Consider the following 19,319-nt stretch of genomic DNA (forward strand, 5'->3'; position numbering starts at 1 on the left):
CGGCATGCTAAGCTCTAGCAAAAACCTGCCGGGGATCACTTGCCGATGCTGCGACTATTCGTCTGTTTATTGACTGTTCTCACCACCTGCACAGCGCAGGCCGCCCTCACCGTAGACGGCTATCGGCAAATGCAGGAGAAGCACGGCAAAGACAACGAGGTATTGGAAATCCAGGTCGGCATGTACGTCGACGGCCTGCTCGATGGTTTGTTTATGATTTCCCGCGACCTCCCCGAGGACAAGCGCGGCTGGTGCGTTCCGGACAGCGAAGAAATCACCCTCGAGCTAGCCCTTGAGCTATTCAAGCGCGAACTAAAAATCCGCAATGCCGAGTACACGGAGTTTTCAGAGCTGGGCATACAAGTGCCCTTCTCACTGGTCATGGTTGACGCCTTGCAGCGCAATTACCCGTGTAAGTAACCATGGCGCACGATGACTTTTACTGGGGGCCACTGGCCCGCGGAATCTTCATTATGCTGCTGTGGTGCACGCTACTGGTGGGACGGTTCTATCCCATGCATCTGATGTGGTATGTCCCAATGCTGATTTTCCTCGGTCTGTTTTTGCGTCCACTACTGATACGCACCGGCTTACACCACATTTTCTCGGTGCTGGCGGCCAAGCCGGGTGATTACATCTGGGAAAAGCGTACGCGCAAGCGCCGTGCCGAGGTCGAACGCCGCGAACGAGACAAGCGTTATCGATATCGCCGGGAAAAGGATCCGCGCCTGCCTAAAAACTGGTAGCGCCGTATTTAATCCCAACAGTCTTGAACAAATGCGTGAACAAACTACCTTAATAATCAGTTCTCTATGCTTGCAAGGACAATGCTGTGCGTACCACCTTAATTGCCAACACGTTTCTCACCCTGACGCTGGGTCTTTCTGCCTCAGTAACAGCAGCGCCAGTCGCCGACACGATTTACAGCGGCGGCCCCATCATTACCATTGACGACACCGTGCCCCGCGCCGAAGCTGTGGCGGTAGGCAATGGCCGAATACTCGCTGTGGGCACACTCGAGGATATGAAGGCCTTGCGCGGCGACGCGACCAACGACTTTGATCTCGCTGGCGGCACCATGCTGCCCGGTTTTGTGGACAGCCACGGGCACGTCGTATTTGGCGGCTTACAGGCCCTGTCCGCCAATCTGCTCGCCCCACCTGACGGCAATGTAACTGACATTGCTTCACTGCAAGCCGCGCTTGACACCTGGCGCAAGCAGAACGCTGACTCAGTCAAGAAGCTGAACCTGATTGTGGGTTTTGGCTATGACAATGCGCAGTTGAAGGAGGTCCGCCACCCCACTCGGGCCGACCTGGACGCCGTGAGCGCCGACATCCCCATCGTCATTGTCCATCAGTCTGGCCATATCGGCGTTGCCAATAGCGCCGCCCTGGCCATGGCTGACATTGACGCTGACACCGAGAACCCCGCAGGCGGCGTTATCCAGCGTAACGACGACGGCACACCCAACGGTGTACTCGAGGAATACGCTTTCTTCCCGGTGTTGATGAAGAGCCTGGCCAGCCTCGGCCCCGATGGCATGCAGGAATTCACCCGTGCCGGCAGTCGCATGTGGGCCAGCTTTGGTTACACGACTGGCCAAGATGGCCGGGCCACAGGCCCCGCCGGCGAAGCAGTGAAAGCCGTTGCTGCTAGCGAGGGCCTGCCCATTGATATCGTCTCGTTTCCTGACGTACTCGAAGCCCAGGACTATATCGCTGCCAACGCCTCACAAGAGTACGTCAACCGATTCCGCGTGGGGGCTGCAAGCTCACCATCGACGGTTCCCCCCAGGGCTTTACCGCACTTCGCGATCGCCCCTATTACGCTCCGGTAGGCAACTATCCACCGGGCTACAAAGGGTATTCAGCAATTACTGCTGAGCAAGCGGACAAAGCCATCGACTGGTGCTTTAGCCAGGGTCTGCAAGTCATTGTGCACTCCAATGGCGAAGGCGCGTCTGACATTCTGCTCAACGCAATCGAGAAAGCCCAGGCCAAGCACGCCGACGTCGACAATCGCCCGGTGCTGGTCCACGGCCAATTCCTGCGGGAGGACCAGGTCGATCGCGCAAAAGCGCTGGGCGTATTCCCCTCACTGTTCCCCATGCACACGTTTTACTGGGGTGACTGGCATGCCGCTCATACAGTGGGACCAGTAGCTGCCCAGAATATTTCGCCCACCGGCTGGCTGGTGGAACGCGACATGATTTTCGGTACGCATCACGACGCCCCCGTGGCGCTACCAGATAGCATGCGGGTGCTCTCAGCGACCGTCACCCGCCGCACTCGCTCCGGCAAAATTCTCGGGCCGGATCAGCGCGTCGATGTGCTCACGGCCCTTAAAGCCATGACCATCTGGCCAGCCTGGCAGCACTTTGAGGAAGATGAGAAAGGCTCAATTACGGTGGGTAAAAAAGCTGACTTTGTGGTGCTGTCCGCCGACCCGACCGCGGTAGATCCTCTGACCATTGCCGATATCAACGTCCTGAAAACGATTAAGGCCGACGCCGTTGTTTACGACCAGCAGACGGATGCGGCCACCGCCGCCCTGGGTGATCGAGTGCCGACATTTGGCGGTACGCCGCACGGCGCGCACCATGTGCTCGATGTAGTGTACGAGGCCCTGGCAGCCCGCGAGAAACGCTGACGGCCAGAGCCAGGAGTGTTATGGCTTGCGGAAGACCAGCGTCATCCGCTCGCTTTCACCTATAGCCAGATAGGGTGCTTTCTCGGCATCGCTTTCTAACTTGTAAAGTGTCGGCGGCAATTGCCAGACACCGACCTCATAGCGCTTGTTGTCCAGCGGATTGAGATTGAAGTAGCCTTCGGCCTCCAGCACGAAGCCAGCGCGGGCCGCCTCGCCAATCAGGTAGTCGCGGCCCACATAGCCGATATTCTCGGACATCCAATCCTGCCCTGGGTCAGCCATGTGCTGCACGATACCCAGCTTGCCACCAGGCTTAAGCGCGGCGTAGAAGTGTTCAAAAATCGGTTCGACAATACCGCGCGCCACCCAACCATGGGCATTGCGGAAAGTGACGATACGATCCACGGTGCCGTCTTCAGCCGGTGCTTTCACCAGCTCACCCTTGGCTTCGTCAAACATGAGTGAGGTCACTTCAACCTTGCCATAAACGTCAGGGTCGGCGGCCATCTTCTCTTCAAACTTCTTGCGCGCACCGGGCCGATAGCTCGCCTGCTCATCACTTTCATCGTAGTGGGCGGCGATCAGCTTGCCATCTTCCTTGAGGTACGGGGCCAGGATTTCGGTATACCAACCGCCGCCGGGCCAGATTTCCACCACCGTGTGCTGAGGCTGTATATCAAACAGCTTCAACGTTTGCAGTGGATGGCGAGCGTTGTCGCGTGCGGCATAAGCCTCTGTACGGTGTTTGCCGTCGATGGCACTTTGCAGAGCTGCGTCGTCGGCAACGGCCGTCTGGCCGGTCATCAACAGGGCAAGCGAAGCAAGTAAGGCGCGTTTCATATCAGGTATTCCTGTGGTTATTGGGTGGCCAGAGCTTAGCTGCGTTGCGCGGCCCAGTTCAAGCATTGAGCGCGCTTATCGCCCTCTCGGCACTCAATTGAAATCTGAGCCCAAGCCGCGTAGACTGGGCAACTCAATGATTTTTAAAAGGATTCGGCGCTTGCAAATACCGGGCGTTGTCTTAAAGCCCCGTGAGCAAGTTTAACCGTAACGTTATTCTTACCTGTGCCGTCACCGGATCCGGTGATGCCGCCAGCAAGACCCCCATCTTCCCATTACCCCCAAGCAGATTGCCGATGCAGCCATCGACGCGGCCAAGGCCGGCGCGGCGATTGCCCACATTCATGTGCGCGACCCCGATACCGGCGCGCCGGCACGCCGCCCAGATCTGTATCGCGAGGTTGTAGATCGCATTCGCAGTGCCGATACCGATGTGGTCATCAACCTCACTACCGGCATGGGGGGTGATCTCTACCTGGGACCGGACGACAATCCTCTCGATTTCGACATGGAAGCCACCGACTGTGTAGGCCAGGTCGAGCGCATGGAACACGTTGAGGAATTACTGCCTGAGATCTGCACACTCGATTGCGGCTCCTTTAACTACCCCGTGGGCAACTATGTCTATGTGTCGACCCCGGACATGTTGCGCACAGGAGCCTCGCGCCTGCAGCGCCTGGGCGTCAAACCCGAGCTCGAAGTCTTCGACATGGGCCATATCTGGTTTGCCAACCAGATGCTCGAAGAAGGCCTGCTCGATGCGCCCCCGCTCTATCAGGTGTGCCTGGGTATTCGCTGGGGTGCGCAGGCGACCAGCCGCAACTTTATGTCCATGGTAGACAATCTGCCCGAAGGCGCCAACTGGAGCGGATTCGCGATCGGTGCCGACGAAATGCCAATGGTCGCACAGGCCGCTCTGCTGGGCGGTAATGTGCGAGTAGGACTCGAAGACAACATTTATCTCGAGAAAGGTGTCCTGGCCACCAACGCCCAACTGGTCGAACGCGCTGTCACCATACTGGAAAACATGGGTGCACGCATGCAGTCGCCCGCGGAAGCCCGCGAGAGCTTTGGCCTGAAAACGCTTCAGGACCTGCAACGCAACGTGAAGATTGCCTAATGGTGGTACATCAGGGCGTCGCGCACCCAAACATGTGCGACATCATGGGCCATATGACCACTCGCTACTACGTGGCCATGTTTGATGATGCCTCCTACCACTTCCTGTTCAAGGCCTTTGGCTGGGCCGGTGATCACGCCCAAACCGAGGGCGTGGGCTGGGCTGACGTGAAGCACGTGATTGACTATGCCGATGAAGTTGGCGCGGGTGACCTCCTGGAAATCAGTGCCCAACTGGAAAAGATCGGCGGCAAGTCGATTACCGTGTCTTACTCCATGTTCAACATTAGTCGTAATAATCTGGCGGCCACACTGCAGAGCACCAGCGTCTACTTCGACCTGACAGCCCGCAAGGCGATTCCCATTACCGATGCTATGCGCGATCAGGCATCCACTTACCTAGCCCCCGCTTCTCCCTAAAAATCAGTCACTTAAAGCGCCCGTTTGAGGTGCAATCCATGTATTGTCGCCGCGCCCGAGGTGGGATACTATTTCGCGCTCTTTGGATTGATCTAACGTACGACCGATGACTGTAGCAGAAGCCTTGCACACACCACTGCCGGACACTATTGAGCCGCGCTGGTGGACTGGAACCCCACCAATCGATCCTGAGCGGTTTACGATTGACTGCTCCAATTACCGCATGGATGCCGACGACCTGACCGCCGGCAGCGAGCTCGCTGAGCGCATGAATCGCGTTTACAACGAGATCGGCCTGGTCCACCTGGTTAACACCGGGCTTACCGATTTGCAGGCCATGCGCGCCGCTGCCCGTCTGGTCATGCCAGGACAGGTGGACTACGAGGGCGGCGCCAACCCGCGCAATGCCCTGGAACCCAACGTATATGAAGTAGGTGCGCCCCTGAGTGCGTGGCTGCACTACCACCATGAAATGGCGTATATCGGCCATAGCACCGAAATGCTGGCCTTCCTGTGCAAGCACGCTCTGGAAGAAGGTGGCCAGACGTTTGTATCGGACAACCTCGCCGCCACCGACGCTATTCTAGCGACAGACTTTGGCCAGAAGCTGAAGCGCCTCGGGCTCTGCTATCACCGCGACCTCACCGACCGTGAAGCCTTCGCCGATCGCGAAGCCATTGGTGTTTACAACCACTGGCAACAGTCAATGATGACTGAAGACCCGGATCAGGCTGTCGAAATGGCCAAAGCCAAGGGCCTGGAAGTGGAATGGGGACCGAACCGACTGCTCAAAACCCGCTACTACATCTCGGCTTTTGAATACTATGCGCCACTGGATCGCAATCTGCTCTACTCCAGCGTGGCCGACGACGGCGTGTGGTTCGATACCTGGCCCATGGTCATGCAATTACCACTGCATGAGCGACCACTCAAACTGACCTTCGGTGACGGCTCTGAAATGACCCGTGACGAAAAGAAACTGTTTATCGATATCTACGATCGCTTCGGTATGCCGATCAACTGGCGCCGGGGCGATGTAGCACTGGTCTGCAACTATCGCTTCGCTCATGGTCGCCCTTCCATCGCCCTTAAGCCGGGTGAAAAGCGCGATCTGGGCGTGTTGATTGGCGACAGCTATGACCGCATTGGAGATGTAGACGGCAAGTGGTAACCGACGGCGCGGACGATTTTCGCGCCGCCTCACCGACACCTCAGCAAGTGGCTGAACAACTAGAGACTTAACGTTATGCGCAAGCTTGTTTCCATCCTGCTTCTGTCCACCCTCGCTCCCACTGCAATGGCGGCCTCTGCCGATGGCATCTGGCGCACCGAGGCCAATGCTGAAAACGCGTTCCTCGAAGTGACCGTCGGCCCCTGTGAATCCGATAACAGTAAAACCTGTGGCGTTATCACCCGCGCCCTCACCGAAGACGGCGTAGCTGATGATTACCCGCACCTCGGCCGCGTGATGATTGCGGACATGAAGGACAAGGGCGATGGCGAATATGCGGGCGGCCGCATTTGGGACCCGGAGCGCGACAAGGAATTCAAATCCACCATGGTCCGCTCAGGTAACAAGCTCACCGTAGAAGGCTGCGTGGCGTTCCTCTGCGACGGCCAGACCTGGACACTCGTCGAGTAAGCGCGCCTGCGCCGCGCATGCTCAAGAAAGTTCACCATATCAATCTGCTGGTCAAGGATTTGGCCAGCGCCATCCTTACTTATCAACAGGCCTTTGCCCTCGATGCAATCGAGTACGGCGAGCTCGACGGCCGTGGCGTCAAGACCGCCCGCTTCAAAGCCGGTGAAACCTGGATCGTGCTCATCGAGCCGACCAACCCCGACGGCGTTCCCGGCAGACATCTTGACGAACACGGCGAAGGCCTGTTCATGTTGTCTTTCGAAGTGGACAACCTGAACAGCGCAGCAGCGCAGATTGACACCGCCGTTTCAGGCCTGGCGGACACCCCGCAGCGCACAGGCCTCGAAGGCTGGCAGGTGCTCGACCTCGCCCCCACCACATTCCATGGTGCGGTATTGCAATTGACCGAGGAAAACGACGACTGATTGTATTCATTTTGAAATTTATTTTTCACTGTGAATCCAATCCCCTCCAATAGCCGTACTTCCTTTCGTAGTGACAAGCCTGTCACGAAAAACAATGATTCTCTAACAGACTGATTTTCATTGCTTTTCTCACTGCTCCCAGCTTTTTGGACTTTGGGAACTGCTTTTTGGCACGGTCCCTGCTCTCTAGCTTGAATAATATTAAAGCCGCTAGGACTGCAAAGGAAATCAATGATGACGAAAAAACCACTCGCTGGGGTGCGCGTTCTGGACCTGACTCATATGCTGTCAGGGCCCTATGGCGCCATGATTCTGGCAGATCTCGGTGCTGAAACGATCAAGGTGGAGCCGCTACAGGGTGAAGGCACCCGGAAACTGCTGGCCACCGATCCGGCCAACTCCCTGGACGGGATGGGCGCCTACTTCATTACCCTGAACCGCAATAAACAAAGTGTCGCCATCGACCTCAAAAGCACCGCGGGCAAGGCAGAGTTCTATCGCCTGGTGGAGCAATCCGACATCGTCATCAGCAACTTCGGCGCAGGGGTACCCGAGCGTCTCGGCATCGACTATGCCACCCTGAGCGAGATCAACCCACGCATAATTACTTGCACGGTAACGGGCTTTGGCTCGGACGGCCCCAGCTGCAAGGATCCTGCCTTTGACCAGGTGGCACAGGCCACCGGTGGCGGTATGTCGATTACCGGCGTCGACACCGATCACCCGGTGCGGGCCGGTATTCCTATCGGCGATCTGGGCGGTGGCATGTTCGGCGTAATGGGCATACTCGCGGCCTTGTATGAACGTGAACAAAGCGGCCATGGGCAACACGTGGATATTGCCATGCTCGATTGCCAGATCTCACTGCTCAACTACATGGCCACCATGCACTTCCTGTCAGGTGAGGACCCCTACCCCATCGGCAATGCGCACTTTGTGCACGTGCCCTACAACACCTTTCGCTGCGCCGATGGGTTCATCGTCATTGCCGTGATTACCGATAATTTCTGGCAAAACCTGAAGCAGGTGGTGCCCTGCCCCGCTTTCGACGATCCCGCTCTGGATGAGCAACCCGGGCGATGGGCCGCCAAGGATGTCATTGAAGAAAACCTGAACGCGATGCTTCAGGAGCAGAGCTGCGACTACTGGCTGGAGAAGCTTAAGCAGCAGCGCATTCCCTGCGCGCCGGTCAATCAACTCAGCCAGGCCCTGCGGGATCCCCAGGTGAAGCACCGCAATATGGTGGTGGAGCTGCACCACCCGGATGGTGACAGCACCTACGGTCCCGGCAACCCCATCAAGCTGTCGCGCGCAGACGACGATGTGTTCACCGCTGCACCACTGCTGGGCCAGCACACCGACAATGTATTCACCGAGCTGCTGGGCTACGACCAGGCGCACATTACTCGATTGAAGCAACAGGGAGTGATTGCATGAACGCGGACAGCATCGTGATTAACGAAGTCGGTCCTCGCGACGGCCTGCAAAGCCAGGACCGCCACCTGAGCGTTGAAGAACGCCAGCGGCTCATTGAAGCACTCGTCGACTGTGGAATAGCGCATATCGAAGCCGGTAGTTTTGTCTCGCCGAAAGCCGTACCGCAGATGGCGGGTACCGGACAGCTCTTTGCACAATTGCCGGAGGCGGTGCGCCCGCTGCTGAGTGCGCTGGTACCGAACATGAAAGGCTATGAACTGGCCTGTAAAGCAGGCGCGCAAACCGTGGCCGTGGTTGTGTCGGCAACGGAAACCATGAACCAGAAAAACATCGGCAAGAGCCTCGACGACACACTCGCCATGGCCCGCGACATCATCAGCCGGGGACACAACGAAGGGGTTCGTGTTCAGGCCTACCTGTCGGTGGCCTTCGAATGTCCGTTTGAAGGCCTGGTCGCCCCCGCCACGATAGAGCGTCAGGCCGAATCGCTGGCGGCCTGGGGTGCCGATGAGATTGTCATCGCCGACACCATTGGCGCGGCTGACCCCGGCGCCGTGCGCCGCCTCATGGACTCGCTGGCAGCAAACATTGGACCCGAGCGACTCGCCTGCCACTTCCACGACACCCGCGCTCTGGGCCTGGCTAATGTGTACGCCGCTATCGAAAGTGGCGTACGACGCTTCGACAGTTCCATCGGTGGCCTCGGCGGCTGCCCCTTTGCTCCCGGTGCAAAGGGCAACGTCGCCACCGAGGATGTGGTCATGCTGTGCGAAAGGCTGGGATTTATTACCGGCATCAAAATGCCGGCGCTGCTGCAAGCCGTCAGCCTCGCCAGCGAACTGACCGGCCACCCTCAAGGTGGGCGGGCCCACTACTGGTTAACAAATAACGCTGCCTGAGACGCACTCAGGCAAACACCAAGGAGATAACAAGCATGACATACCGATTGGGCGTAGATGTAGGGGGAACGTTTACCGACTTCCTGCTCATGAACGAGCAAGACGGCACGACTCACACAGCCAAGGTTCCCTCAACACCGGAAGACTCCTCGATTGGCGTCCTCAATGGTGTTGCCCGTATCTGCGAGGAGTCCGGTGTTACCCCGTCGGACATCAAACTGGTCATGCACGGCACCACCGTGGCTACCAATGCCGTTCTCACCGGCAAGGGCTCCACCGTGGGCCTGGTAACCACCGCCGGCTATGAAGACACGCTACAGGTGGCCCGCTCCTTTTGCCCCGGCGGCCTGGGCGGCTGGGTCAGCTACGTCAAAAAACCGCTGCTTGCGCCTCTGGAGCTGACGATCGGTGCCAGCGAACGTATCGGTGCCGATGGCACTGTTATTGCCGATCTCGACGAAAAGCAACTCAGAACCGACCTGCAGACACTCCACGCTCGTGGCTCGGTCGAGGCGCTTACCATCTGCTTTATCAATGCCTACATCAACGGCGCCCACGAGCAGCGCGCGAGAGAGATTGCGCGCGAGATTTTCAGTGATGTCCCCATCTCCATTTCCAGCGAGGTGGTACCGGAGATGCAGGAATACGAGCGCACCGAAACCACCGTGGTCAATTCTTACGTCAAGCCCGAGGTCGCTAAGTACGTTAACAACCTGCAGGCAGCACTGGCTGAGCGCATGGGTGATGACCTGCAGCTGTCCATTCTCCGCTCCGATGGTGGCCTTGCTTCCGCCAGGGCATCCGCTGAATCACCGGTCAACCTGTTGATGTCAGGCCCCGCGGGAGGTGTCGCAGGCGCCATCTACTTCTGCAGCCGCGCAGGCTTCGACAACATTCTCACTTTCGATATGGGCGGCACGTCTACCGATGTAGCCCTGATACAGGACGCACGAGCCCGCGTTCGCCGCGAAACCGTTGTAGGCGATGTGCGCGTGCGGGCGCCGTCGGTCGATGTCAGAACCGTTGGCGCGGGCGGTGGATCTATTGCCTTCGTACCGGAACTCACCAAAGCACTGCGCGTCGGCCCTGAATCCGCTGGCGCTGTGCCTGGCCCCGCGTGTTATATGAAAGGCGGCGAGGCGCCAACCGTATGCGATGCCAATGTAGTGCTTGGCTACCTGCCTTCAGACGTGCAGCTGGGCGGTAAGATGGAGATTAACCGCGATGCCTCTGTGAAATCCGTGCAAAGCGTCGCCGACGCCATGGGTATTGAGCTAATGGAAGCCGCCGAAGGGATTATCAAAATCGTCAATGAATCCATGTTCGGCGCCCTGCGTCTGGTCTCTGTTGAGCAGGGTTACGATCCCCGTGACTTCGCCCTCGTCGGGTTTGGCGGTGCAGGCCCACTGCACGCCAATGCCCTGGGTATTCTCACAGACGCCTGGCCGGTCATTGTGCCCCCGGGCCCGGCGTCCTGTGTGCCTACGGCGATGCCACCACTCAGGTCCAGGATGAAGCGGCGCGTACCTACCTGACCATGAGCGAGGATCTCAGTGACGACCAGCTGATTGCCGATTTGCACGCCCTGCAATTGCGCGCGGGCGAGTCCCTGATTGCCGACGGCATTCCGGCTGAAGATCACGACATTACCTATCAGGCCGACCTCCGCTACGCAGGCCAGGCCTTCCAGATTACCGTGGACTTTACTGAGGAAGAACTCAAAGCCCAGGGACTGGCTCTGATTACCGATCAGTTCGATGCCGAGCACGAACAGCTGTTCACGTTCAAACTGGAAGACGGCCACGAGATATTGATGATTCGCGCCGTGGCCAAGGCCCGCACCCAAGCCATCGCCGAAGTTACACGGACAGCCACTGATACCACTCTCGCCGACTGCATCATTCACCACAGCCAGTTCTATTACGCCGGCGCCTGGCATGACGCTGCCATCGTCGACCGCAATCAACTGCACGAGGGCATCCAGGTGCCCGGGCCTGCCATCGTCAGCGAAATGGACTCCACCACAGTGATTCTTCCCGGCTACGTCGCACAGGTCGATGTAGTGGGCAACCTACTGATTAACCCGGCGGCCTAAGGAGCGGACAACATGACAGCCTCAATTATCGAAACCAATAACGCGCCGCTTAACACTGTTGACGTTGAAGGTGTAACCGTCGACATCATCGAAAATGCCCTGCGCAACGCGCGCGAAGAAATGGACGCGGTGTTATTCAGAACAGCCATGTCACCAGGCATTCGCGAACAGGGCGATTGCTTCCCGATGATCGCCAATCGCGAGGGCAAGATGGTCGTCGGTCAGTTCGGATCGTTCATCGGCCCCTTCCTGGACGCCTACGATGACGAAATCGAGGAAGGCGATATCATCCTCACCAACGACCCCTACATGTGTAATGCCGCTGTGTCCCACCTGCCCGACTGGGTGGTGCTGGTGCCGGTGTTCAAGGATGGCCGTCACATTGCATGGTCCGCAATGTTTGGCCATATGTCGGACAACGGCGGCATGGTACCGGGATCCATACCGATTCGGGCGACCTCGATTTACCAGGAAGGGATTAGAATCCCGCCCACCAAGCTATACAAAAAAGGCGTACTGCAAAGCGACCTGCTGGAACTCATTCTGCACAATGTGCGTACGCCCCAGTGGAACCGCTTTGACCTCAACGCACTGGTAGCAGCTTGTAATACCGCGGCAAAGCGCTGCGTGGAACTGGCGGAACGCTTTGGCGACGAAGTGCTCGTGTCCACCATGGACACTATGCTGCAACGCAATCACGCCGCGATGAAGCACATAATCGAGATGTTTATTCCCGAAGAACCTCGGGAGTTTGAAGACTATCTGTGTGACGACGGCATGGGCATGGGCCCGTACCGGATTCGCTGCAAGATGTGGCGCGAAGGCTCAACCGCCATCTTCGATTTTGATGGCACCGATCCGCAGGCACAAAGCTCGGTAAACTTCTTTCTCAACGAAGACATGTTCAAGATGTTCTTCGGCTCGTTCACGATTAACGTGGTCGACCCGCAAATCGTGTTCAACGATGGTTTCTACGACCTGGTCGATGTGCGCATTCCCCAGGGTACGCTGCTCAAGCCCAACTTCCCGGCCGCGCTATCTGGCCGCACCCATGCACTGGGACGCATCTTCGACCTGCTCGGCGCGCTACTGGGTATGGGTGCACCGGAGCAAATGCTCAACGCCGCAGGCTTCTCCGATTCACCGCACCTGTTCTACTCCGGCTACGACGACCAGGGAGAATGGTTCCAATTGTTCCAGATCGGTTTCGGCGGCATCCCCGGCCGGCCGGTAGGCGACGGACCCGACGGTCACTCCTTGTGGCCCGGGTTCACTAACGTGCCCAATGAATTCATTGAGTCCTATTTCCCGCTGCGTATTGAGCAGTACGCGACAATCCCCGATTCCGGCGGCGCAGGTTTACACCGTGGCGGCAATGGCCTGAGCGTGGCCTATCGCTTTCTCGCCGACGGTGAAATCGGCATCCACGACGAACGCTGGCTGACCTATCCATGGGGCGTGCTCGGCGGCGAGACCGGCCAGCGCTCTACCAAGCGTCTGGTACGTGGCGACGGCAGCGAAGAATGGCTGCCGGCCAAAATCGAAGGCATTAAGGTGAAGAAAGGCGACCTGCTGTATTTCAACACCTGGGGCGGTGGAGGTTGGGGCGACCCATTCCAGCGCGACCCGCTCCTGGTGAAGCAGGATGTGGAACGCCGTCTGGTCACTGCTGAAGGCGCGAGACGCTATGGCGTTGTCATCGACGGCGACGGCGAAGTAGACGAAGCCGCCACCAACACCTTGCGCAGCCGGCTCAGTAGCGAGCGAGGTGAGGTGACCGTGTTCAATCGCGGCGGCAGCATCGATGAGCTCAAAGCACGCTGCCTGGAAGAAACCCACCTGTTCGCCCCAGTGTCACCGAGCTTCATCAAGGCGAGCTGATGAACGATTCGGTGTCCAGCCAGGTCAAGATTCTGATTGTCGGGTACCGCAAGTTCAGCGAACTCATCACGGCTGTGATTCCTGAGTTCGCTGAGCAGGCGGATATCACCATCGTCGAATCGCTGGCCCACGGAAACACCGAATACCATAGCCTGGTCGCGCGGCTGGAGCCCGACGTGGTGGCCAGCGCTGGATCGAACGCGGCTTATCTGGCCAACACCTTGACGCAACCCGTCATCAGCCAGGCGGTGACCGACACCGACATTATTGAAGCGCTGGCGAAAGCCAGGCGCATCGCTTCGCGCATCCACCTGTTCAGCTACCAGCCCGAGCGCTCCTTGCCATCTCGCCTGGTGGAAAATCTGCCCGGGCTGATTGACGCCGAGCTGATTCACCACAACTACAGCACCTCTGACGAGGCGAACGAAAAGCTGCAGCTGGTCATGGCCGAAGAGGCTCCAGAGGTCATCGTCGGGCCGAGCTTTACCTGCCACGAGGCAGAGAAACAGGGCGTAGCCACTATTCTTGTCTACAGCAAGGATTCAGCCCGGGACATGTTGCGCAAGTGCATCGACATTGCGCGCCAGCAGCAGGGGCAGCTTTTGCCAACTGGCCTGAGCTCATCTGCTGAATTTGTGATCCGCTCCGACACCATGACGGCGATCGCACGCCTCGCTCAGACTTATGCACAAAGCAACGGCGCGGTACTTATCCAGGGCGAAAGCGGCACAGGTAAAGAGCATATTGCCAAGGAGATCCATCACCGAGGGCCCTTTTCCGAAGGCCCGATGGTGGCGGTGAACTGCGGCAGCATCCCCGACGAACTGTTTGAGAGCGAACTGTTCGGCCATGTCGAGGGGGCATTTACCAGCGCTCGACGCGGTGGCCGTATTGGACTTATAGAACAGGCCAATGGCGGCACGCTATATTTGGACGAGGTCGGCGAAATGCCCTTCTCGCAACAGGTAAAGCTGCTACGCGTACTCCAGGAGAAGCGGGTACGACCGCTGGGCAGCAACCGCGAGGTGCCAGTAGATTTCAAACTGATTGCCGCGACCAATCGGGACCTGATGACGGCGGTGAATGACGGTCAGTTTCGCGAAGACCTCTACTACCGCCTAAACGTTTTCTCGCTACACATTCCGCCACTCAGAGAACGCATTGAAGATATCGCCGCTATTGCGGGCTATTACCTTGCCGACTACGGCAGGAAGTACGGCGTCGAACAAAGTGCAAAGACCGTTTTACCCCAGGTGAAAAAGCGCTTCAGCGCCTATGGCTGGCCCGGTAACGTGCGCGAACTGCAGAATTTTGTCGAGCGCATTGTGGTGAATCTTGCGGCCCGTCCAGACCGTGAGCTCAGCGACGAATTCATCGCCGGCATATTGCCTGAACTCCAGCGCAATAACGCTATCAGGCCAACCAATTCCCTGCGCGAACAGGAAGAAGCATCGATCCGCCAGGCCATGCAGACATTTAACGGTGACAAGGCTCGCGTCGCTGAATCACTGGGCATTAGCACCACCACACTTTGGCGCAGGCTTCGACGCATGCAACAGAACAACGACAACCCCATCAACCAGATCTCAAGCGGTAATTAATCCTAAAAACGGTAGGAGAAACACCATGTATGTAAGAAAAAAACCATTGGTAGCAGGGCTGGCGGCAGTATTGGCCACTCTTACAACGGGGCCGGCTGCATTGGCCCAATCGGAATCCATGACCATCGAAGAGGTGGTAGTGACTGCGCGGAAACGCACGGAAAACCTGCAGGATGTACCGATTGCCATCAGTGCCATCAGCGAAACCACCATTAACCGCGCCGGTGTTGAGCGCGCCTCAGACTACATTGCGCTAATCCCTAATGTGACTCTGGTGGACACTGCTAACGTCGGCGACACCCAGGTCAGTATTCGCGGTGTGGTCTCCACGCGGGACGCGGAATCCACCTTCGCCTATGTGGTTGATGGCGTACTGAGCACGAACCCGAACAGCTTTAACGAGGAACTGTTCGACGTTCAGCAAATTGAAGTATTGAAGGGCCCCCAGGGTGCGCTGTATGGCCGCAATGCCGTCGCGGGCGCGATTCTCGTCACAACCAAAATGCCCAGCGACGAGTTCGAGGCGAAGATTGGCGGCGGCGTTGGCAACAACGACAGCTACAAAGTCAATGCCATGGTCAGCGGCCCAATTGCCGGTGAAAACGTGCTCGGTCGCTTCGCGATATCCACCCGCGAGACCGATGGCCACTACGAGAACATCTTCACCAACAAAGATGACGCCGTGGACTTTATAAAGGATACCAGCATGCGAGGTCGCATTGTCTGGAACGTCAACGAGGACATGAGCCTGGACTTCCGAGGTGGCTACAGTGAGGTAGAAGCCGGCGCGATCAACTTTAACGCTGCCTTCGCCATCCCCGCCTTCGAGGCAGCATTTGGTGCGCCCGCCTACTTTCAGGATGTGAATGATCTGGATTTTCGCTACACCTCCAACACGCCCGGCGAAAACGAACAGGAGACCATGGATCTCTCTGTGAAGCTCGACTGGGACCTCGGCTGGGCTGACTTGGTGACCTACGTCGCTTACAACGACCTTGAGGAATACCTGCTGTCAGACGGCACCAGTGCCACGTTCTACGGCTACGAGGTCAACCCCAGCTGTCAGGCAGACCGGGCGGAACTCAACAGTTTCTCCCGACCGGACCTTTACGGCCCCTTCTTCGACCCATACGGTGTACTGCCTCCGGGCCCCGACACTGACTTCCAGGGCGTATACGGCCCCTATACGGCCACTAGCTGCGATGGCTACCAGTATCAGGAACGCAACCAGGAAGACCTGAGTATCGATGCCCGCCTGGTTTCTGCCGGTACGGACAGCCTTCGCTGGATTGCCGGTGTATACATGGCCGAGATTGAACGTGAGGTTGTGGTGGCCTATGGTGCCGATCAAGGTCAGGGCTTCCTGCGCCAGCCCTACGTGCCTGCTGATGGCCCCAACCCCACTGACCTGCTGTTCTGGGATGACTTCGACACCACGGTCTACGCAGTGTATGGCCAGCTCGAGTTCGACCTCACCGAGACACTGGAGCTCGCCATCGCCGGTCGCTACGACTATGAAGATCGCGAGGTCAGCAACAAGGTACCGAATGTAAACGGCTCTGGTTTGAACGGAAACCTGAATGACCCCGCGTTTTCCGGCAACCCAGTGCCAATCAACCCGGCTTACGTGAACAACGCGAACGGTATCCCCGACCGCGACGACAGCTTCAGTCAGTTCCAGCCGAAGGTCACATTGAACTGGGCGACCACAGACAACATCAATCTGTACGCCAGCTACGGCATCGGCTTCCGCAGCGGTGGTTTCAACTCGGTGGGTACCGAAGACTTGCTGAACTTCTGGTTTAACTCGGGTTTTGGCGGCCCCGGTGAACTCGTGGACGCGCAGATTTCGGTCACCGATGACTACGACAAAGAGGTGTCGACCACCTACGAGCTGGGCTTCAAGTCCGAGCTGTTTGACAACCGCCTGCGTTTGAACGCAGCGGTGTTCCGCAACGAGGTGGAAGACAACCAGTTCTTCGAGTTCTTTGCCGGCCCCTTCGGTCTGCTGCGCTCGGTCACCACGATCGATGAGATGTATGTGCAGGGCTTTGAAGCCGACTTCCAGTGGTTAGCCACTGAAGGCCTGACCTTCTACGGCGGCATCGGCCTGCTCGATTCCGAGATCGAGAAAAACAAGAACCGCCCCCTGTCTGAAGGCAACGATGTACCCCAGGCACCGGACACCACCGGCAACCTGGGCGCTGAGTGGGTCTTCCCCATTGGTGGCGTCGATCTGGTGACCCGCCTGGACTGGCAGTACGTGGGCGAGACCTGGTTCCACACTCTGCAGGGTGAACAGACCCCAACCATCTGGAACTTCCTGTTCCAGGCCCCCGGCGCCTTCGCCCAGGACTTCAGCAGATCGTCACGCGATGCCTACGACACGCTGAACCTGCGCGTGGGTCTGGAAGCCGAGAACTGGACCGTCACCGCGTGGGGACGCAACATCACCGACGAAGAGTACCTTCAGGAAGTGATTCCCGCGCCCGAGTTCGGTGGCAGCTTCAACCACCAGTCTGGCCTGCGCTCCTACGGAGTGGATTTCACTTACATGTTCTAACTCAAACTGCCCCATCTACGCCCGGCCATCTCGCGATCGCCGGGCGTTTTTGTATCTGGCTGTGTGATTTATGATAGAAAACTGAATATGAGGTGTCCTTGTGCACAAATTTTCATAACCAACTTATGGGTATCGAATGCTAGCCTTTTTGGGCGAAGCCCTTTCTGAGCGGGCGCTCATGTTCCAGGACTTGAAATGGCGCCACGGATGACGCCTATAATATTTCGATGGAGCCCCCTAATCGATTGATGCATCTACGCCAGACGTCAACCACACCCTTGAGGCCGTGATAGACCCGGGCTGGGATATTGCAAATGGCGCCTTCATAAGTGCGCGACACAGACAGAATCAGGTCAGGAAGCTCGTCGTTGTTCAGGTCGGTCGACACGATCGCAGCGTGTTATCCGGCAACAGGGACTGAATCCCACAAAAAATCGTAAAGTTTTCTTGCACGGCAACATAATTTCCCCGGACCACATATGGCAGCGAGCGTTTCCGGATGCTTACTAATCTCTCCAAGGATCCACTTCGTATCAAATATAGTGATTCATGGAGGTAACACACTGTGTTCGATATATTTCGGCGCTCCCCCGTCAAGCAACTGAAGAAACAACACGAAATGCTGCTGACCAAGGCCTTTCAGGCACAGCGCAACGGCGATATTCGGCAGTATTCATTGCTTACCGCCGAAGCGGAGGCCCTGCGTGAAGAAATCGAGGCCATGGAAAAGCAGGCTCACTGAGCTATCTGTGGCATAGTTGTCTTATGCTCTGGGTCATAATCTTCATCATTGCGGCGGCATGCGTCTTCCTTCCCGGCCTCTGGGTGAGACACGTGATGCGCAAATACAGCAGTCCCACAGACCGCTACCGGGAACAAGGCAGCGGCGCTGAACTCGCGCGGCATCTACTCGACCGCTTCCAACTCGGGCATGTAAAGGTGGAAGAGACGCCCGCCGGCGACCACTACGACCCGACCGACAAGGCCGTCCGCCTGACGCCCGACAACTTCGACGGCCACTCCCTGACCGCCATTACGATAGCCGCACACGAGGTTGGCCACGCTATCCAGCACGAGCGCGGCGAACCGCTCTTTCTGACCCGACAAAAACTCGCGAAAGCGGCTTACGTGGGCGAACGTATAGCTGGCATACTGCTGGTGGCTGCTCCCGCCATCTTTGTGCTCACCCGTGTGCCGCAGGCAAGCGCACTGACACTGCTTATCGGCGTATTTTCAATGGCACTGGGCACCCTGGTACATCTGGTCACCCTGCCCGTGGAATTCGACGCAAGTTACGGCAAGGCCCTGCCGATCCTGCGGGAGGGCGAGTACCTCCATGATGGAGACCTGGAGCATGCGCAGAGACTTCTGAAGGCCGCCGCGCTGACATACGTGGCGGGCTCCCTGGCGAGCCTGCTGAACCTCGGCCGATGGATCGCGGTATTTCGCAGATAAAGCACAAATGTCCCTTCACACGGTTTCCCGTCACCTGTAATCGAAGCTGTAAAATACTGATAAGAATAAGCCCGGTAGCTTTGAGTAGCAAAGATCACGGAGACGATCAGCGCAGGCCTCTCCATCGTCGACCTGCTTGCGCAATGAATCTCTTACTGGTCGCTACCGTTGCTACTAGAGCTATTGACTATGGTAACAGCCTTCTCGACCGGTACTCGTTGAGTTACCTATGCAATAATATTCACGCTGGCAATGACCAGGTTCTGGTCGCACTAGCATATGATTCCTGG

The 19,319-nt window shown here is 57.7% G+C and carries 17 protein-coding genes and 1 pseudogene; 17 read left to right on the forward strand and 1 reads right to left on the reverse strand.

The genetic code is table 11. The features are described 5' to 3' along the window. The first annotated feature begins 45 nt into the window (after positions 1-45). From BST95_RS13395 to BST95_RS21005, 4 genes are all read left to right on the forward strand, one after another. On the forward strand, positions 46-420 hold the full coding sequence (locus tag BST95_RS13395) for a Rap1a family protein (RefSeq protein ID WP_084200113.1): 375 nt from the start codon (positions 46-48) through the stop codon (positions 418-420). A 2-nt stretch (positions 421-422) separates the two neighbouring features. Beyond that, positions 423-746 carry a hypothetical protein gene (locus BST95_RS13400; protein ID WP_084200114.1) on the forward strand — a complete coding sequence of 108 codons (324 nt, stop codon included), beginning with the start codon at positions 423-425 and terminating at the stop codon, positions 744-746. Between the two features lie 86 nt (positions 747-832). Beyond that, positions 833-1,840: an amidohydrolase gene (locus tag BST95_RS21000; protein WP_276205891.1), complete on the forward strand. Its 1,008-nt coding sequence runs from the start codon at positions 833-835 to the stop codon at positions 1,838-1,840. Next, the gene (locus tag BST95_RS21005) at positions 1,780-2,652 is read left to right on the forward strand and encodes an amidohydrolase (protein WP_276205938.1); all 873 of its coding nucleotides are present in this window, start codon (positions 1,780-1,782) and stop codon (positions 2,650-2,652) included. Before BST95_RS21000 ends, BST95_RS21005 begins: the two co-directional genes overlap by 61 nt. A gap of 18 nt (positions 2,653-2,670) precedes the next feature. Here BST95_RS21005 and BST95_RS13410 read toward each other — a convergent pair whose 3' ends face one another. Further along, complete coding sequence (locus BST95_RS13410; RefSeq protein WP_084200115.1) at positions 2,671-3,492, reverse strand: class I SAM-dependent methyltransferase; 822 nt, start codon at positions 3,490-3,492, stop codon at positions 2,671-2,673. A gap of 304 nt (positions 3,493-3,796) precedes the next feature. Here BST95_RS13410 and BST95_RS13415 point away from each other — a divergent pair, with 304 nt between their 5' ends. The 13 genes and pseudogenes from BST95_RS13415 (at position 3,797) to BST95_RS13470 (ending at position 19,029) form a co-directional block, all read left to right on the forward strand. Beyond that, on the forward strand, positions 3,797-4,612 hold the full coding sequence (locus BST95_RS13415) for a beta-keto acid cleavage family enzyme (protein WP_240500301.1): 816 nt from the start codon (positions 3,797-3,799) through the stop codon (positions 4,610-4,612). Further along, positions 4,612-5,031 carry an acyl-CoA thioesterase gene (locus tag BST95_RS13420; protein WP_084200116.1) on the forward strand — a complete coding sequence of 140 codons (420 nt, stop codon included), beginning with the start codon at positions 4,612-4,614 and terminating at the stop codon, positions 5,029-5,031. The genes BST95_RS13415 and BST95_RS13420 overlap by 1 nt, the downstream gene beginning before the upstream one ends. Before the next feature lie 106 nt (positions 5,032-5,137). After that, positions 5,138-6,202 (forward strand): TauD/TfdA family dioxygenase, encoded by a 1,065-nt coding sequence (locus tag BST95_RS13425; protein ID WP_084200117.1) that lies wholly within the window; start codon positions 5,138-5,140, stop codon positions 6,200-6,202. A 75-nt stretch (positions 6,203-6,277) separates the two neighbouring features. After that, entirely contained in the window at positions 6,278-6,673 is a 396-nt protein-coding gene (locus tag BST95_RS13430) for a DUF2147 domain-containing protein (RefSeq protein ID WP_084200118.1), read from the forward strand. A 17-nt stretch (positions 6,674-6,690) separates the two neighbouring features. Further along, positions 6,691-7,098 carry a VOC family protein gene (locus tag BST95_RS13435; protein WP_084200119.1) on the forward strand — a complete coding sequence of 136 codons (408 nt, stop codon included), beginning with the start codon at positions 6,691-6,693 and terminating at the stop codon, positions 7,096-7,098. Positions 7,099-7,332: 234 nt separating this feature from the next. Then, positions 7,333-8,535, forward strand: coding sequence for a CaiB/BaiF CoA transferase family protein (locus tag BST95_RS13440; protein WP_084200120.1), 1,203 nt, complete (start codon positions 7,333-7,335; stop codon positions 8,533-8,535). Beyond that, complete coding sequence (locus BST95_RS13445; protein ID WP_084200121.1) at positions 8,532-9,434, forward strand: hydroxymethylglutaryl-CoA lyase; 903 nt, start codon at positions 8,532-8,534, stop codon at positions 9,432-9,434. The genes BST95_RS13440 and BST95_RS13445 overlap by 4 nt, the downstream gene beginning before the upstream one ends. 35 nt (positions 9,435-9,469) lie before the next feature. Then, positions 9,470-11,529 (forward strand): annotated as a pseudogene (locus BST95_RS13450) (hydantoinase/oxoprolinase family protein). A 12-nt stretch (positions 11,530-11,541) separates the two neighbouring features. Continuing rightward, complete coding sequence (locus BST95_RS13455) at positions 11,542-13,410, forward strand: hydantoinase B/oxoprolinase family protein (RefSeq protein WP_084200122.1); 1,869 nt, start codon at positions 11,542-11,544, stop codon at positions 13,408-13,410. Then, positions 13,410-15,011 carry a sigma 54-interacting transcriptional regulator gene (locus BST95_RS13460; protein ID WP_084200123.1) on the forward strand — a complete coding sequence of 534 codons (1,602 nt, stop codon included), beginning with the start codon at positions 13,410-13,412 and terminating at the stop codon, positions 15,009-15,011. The genes BST95_RS13455 and BST95_RS13460 overlap by 1 nt, the downstream gene beginning before the upstream one ends. Before the next feature lie 25 nt (positions 15,012-15,036). After that, the gene (locus BST95_RS13465) at positions 15,037-17,574 is read left to right on the forward strand and encodes a TonB-dependent receptor (protein WP_084200124.1); all 2,538 of its coding nucleotides are present in this window, start codon (positions 15,037-15,039) and stop codon (positions 17,572-17,574) included. A 565-nt stretch (positions 17,575-18,139) separates the two neighbouring features. Continuing rightward, positions 18,140-18,316 (forward strand): DUF6435 family protein, encoded by a 177-nt coding sequence (locus BST95_RS19770; protein WP_146004160.1) that lies wholly within the window; start codon positions 18,140-18,142, stop codon positions 18,314-18,316. A 23-nt stretch (positions 18,317-18,339) separates the two neighbouring features. Next, the gene (locus BST95_RS13470; RefSeq protein ID WP_084200125.1) at positions 18,340-19,029 is read left to right on the forward strand and encodes a zinc metallopeptidase; all 690 of its coding nucleotides are present in this window, start codon (positions 18,340-18,342) and stop codon (positions 19,027-19,029) included. The last annotated feature ends 290 nt before the right edge of the window (positions 19,030-19,319 follow it).

The sequence above is a fragment of the Halioglobus japonicus genome (assembly GCF_001983995.1).
Classification (GTDB): Bacteria; Pseudomonadota; Gammaproteobacteria; order Pseudomonadales; family Halieaceae; genus Halioglobus; species Halioglobus japonicus.

What these genes read in the sequence shown, in the direction of transcription:
- BST95_RS13395 (WP_084200113.1), top strand. Translation starts at nt 46, where the DNA reads ATGCTGCGACTATTCGTCTGTTTATTGACTGTTCTCACCACCTGCACA.
- BST95_RS13400 (WP_084200114.1), top strand. Translation starts at nt 423, where the DNA reads ATGGCGCACGATGACTTTTACTGGGGGCCACTGGCCCGCGGAATCTTC.
- BST95_RS13410 (WP_084200115.1), bottom strand. Translation starts at nt 3,492, where the DNA reads ATGAAACGCGCCTTACTTGCTTCGCTTGCCCTGTTGATGACCGGCCAG.
- BST95_RS13420 (WP_084200116.1), top strand. Translation starts at nt 4,612, where the DNA reads ATGGTGGTACATCAGGGCGTCGCGCACCCAAACATGTGCGACATCATG.
- BST95_RS13425 (WP_084200117.1), top strand. Translation starts at nt 5,138, where the DNA reads ATGACTGTAGCAGAAGCCTTGCACACACCACTGCCGGACACTATTGAG.
- BST95_RS13430 (WP_084200118.1), top strand. Translation starts at nt 6,278, where the DNA reads ATGCGCAAGCTTGTTTCCATCCTGCTTCTGTCCACCCTCGCTCCCACT.
- BST95_RS13435 (WP_084200119.1), top strand. Translation starts at nt 6,691, where the DNA reads ATGCTCAAGAAAGTTCACCATATCAATCTGCTGGTCAAGGATTTGGCC.
- BST95_RS13440 (WP_084200120.1), top strand. Translation starts at nt 7,333, where the DNA reads ATGACGAAAAAACCACTCGCTGGGGTGCGCGTTCTGGACCTGACTCAT.
- BST95_RS13445 (WP_084200121.1), top strand. Translation starts at nt 8,532, where the DNA reads ATGAACGCGGACAGCATCGTGATTAACGAAGTCGGTCCTCGCGACGGC.
- BST95_RS13455 (WP_084200122.1), top strand. Translation starts at nt 11,542, where the DNA reads ATGACAGCCTCAATTATCGAAACCAATAACGCGCCGCTTAACACTGTT.
- BST95_RS13460 (WP_084200123.1), top strand. Translation starts at nt 13,410, where the DNA reads ATGAACGATTCGGTGTCCAGCCAGGTCAAGATTCTGATTGTCGGGTAC.
- BST95_RS13465 (WP_084200124.1), top strand. Translation starts at nt 15,037, where the DNA reads ATGTATGTAAGAAAAAAACCATTGGTAGCAGGGCTGGCGGCAGTATTG.
- BST95_RS13470 (WP_084200125.1), top strand. Translation starts at nt 18,340, where the DNA reads ATGCTCTGGGTCATAATCTTCATCATTGCGGCGGCATGCGTCTTCCTT.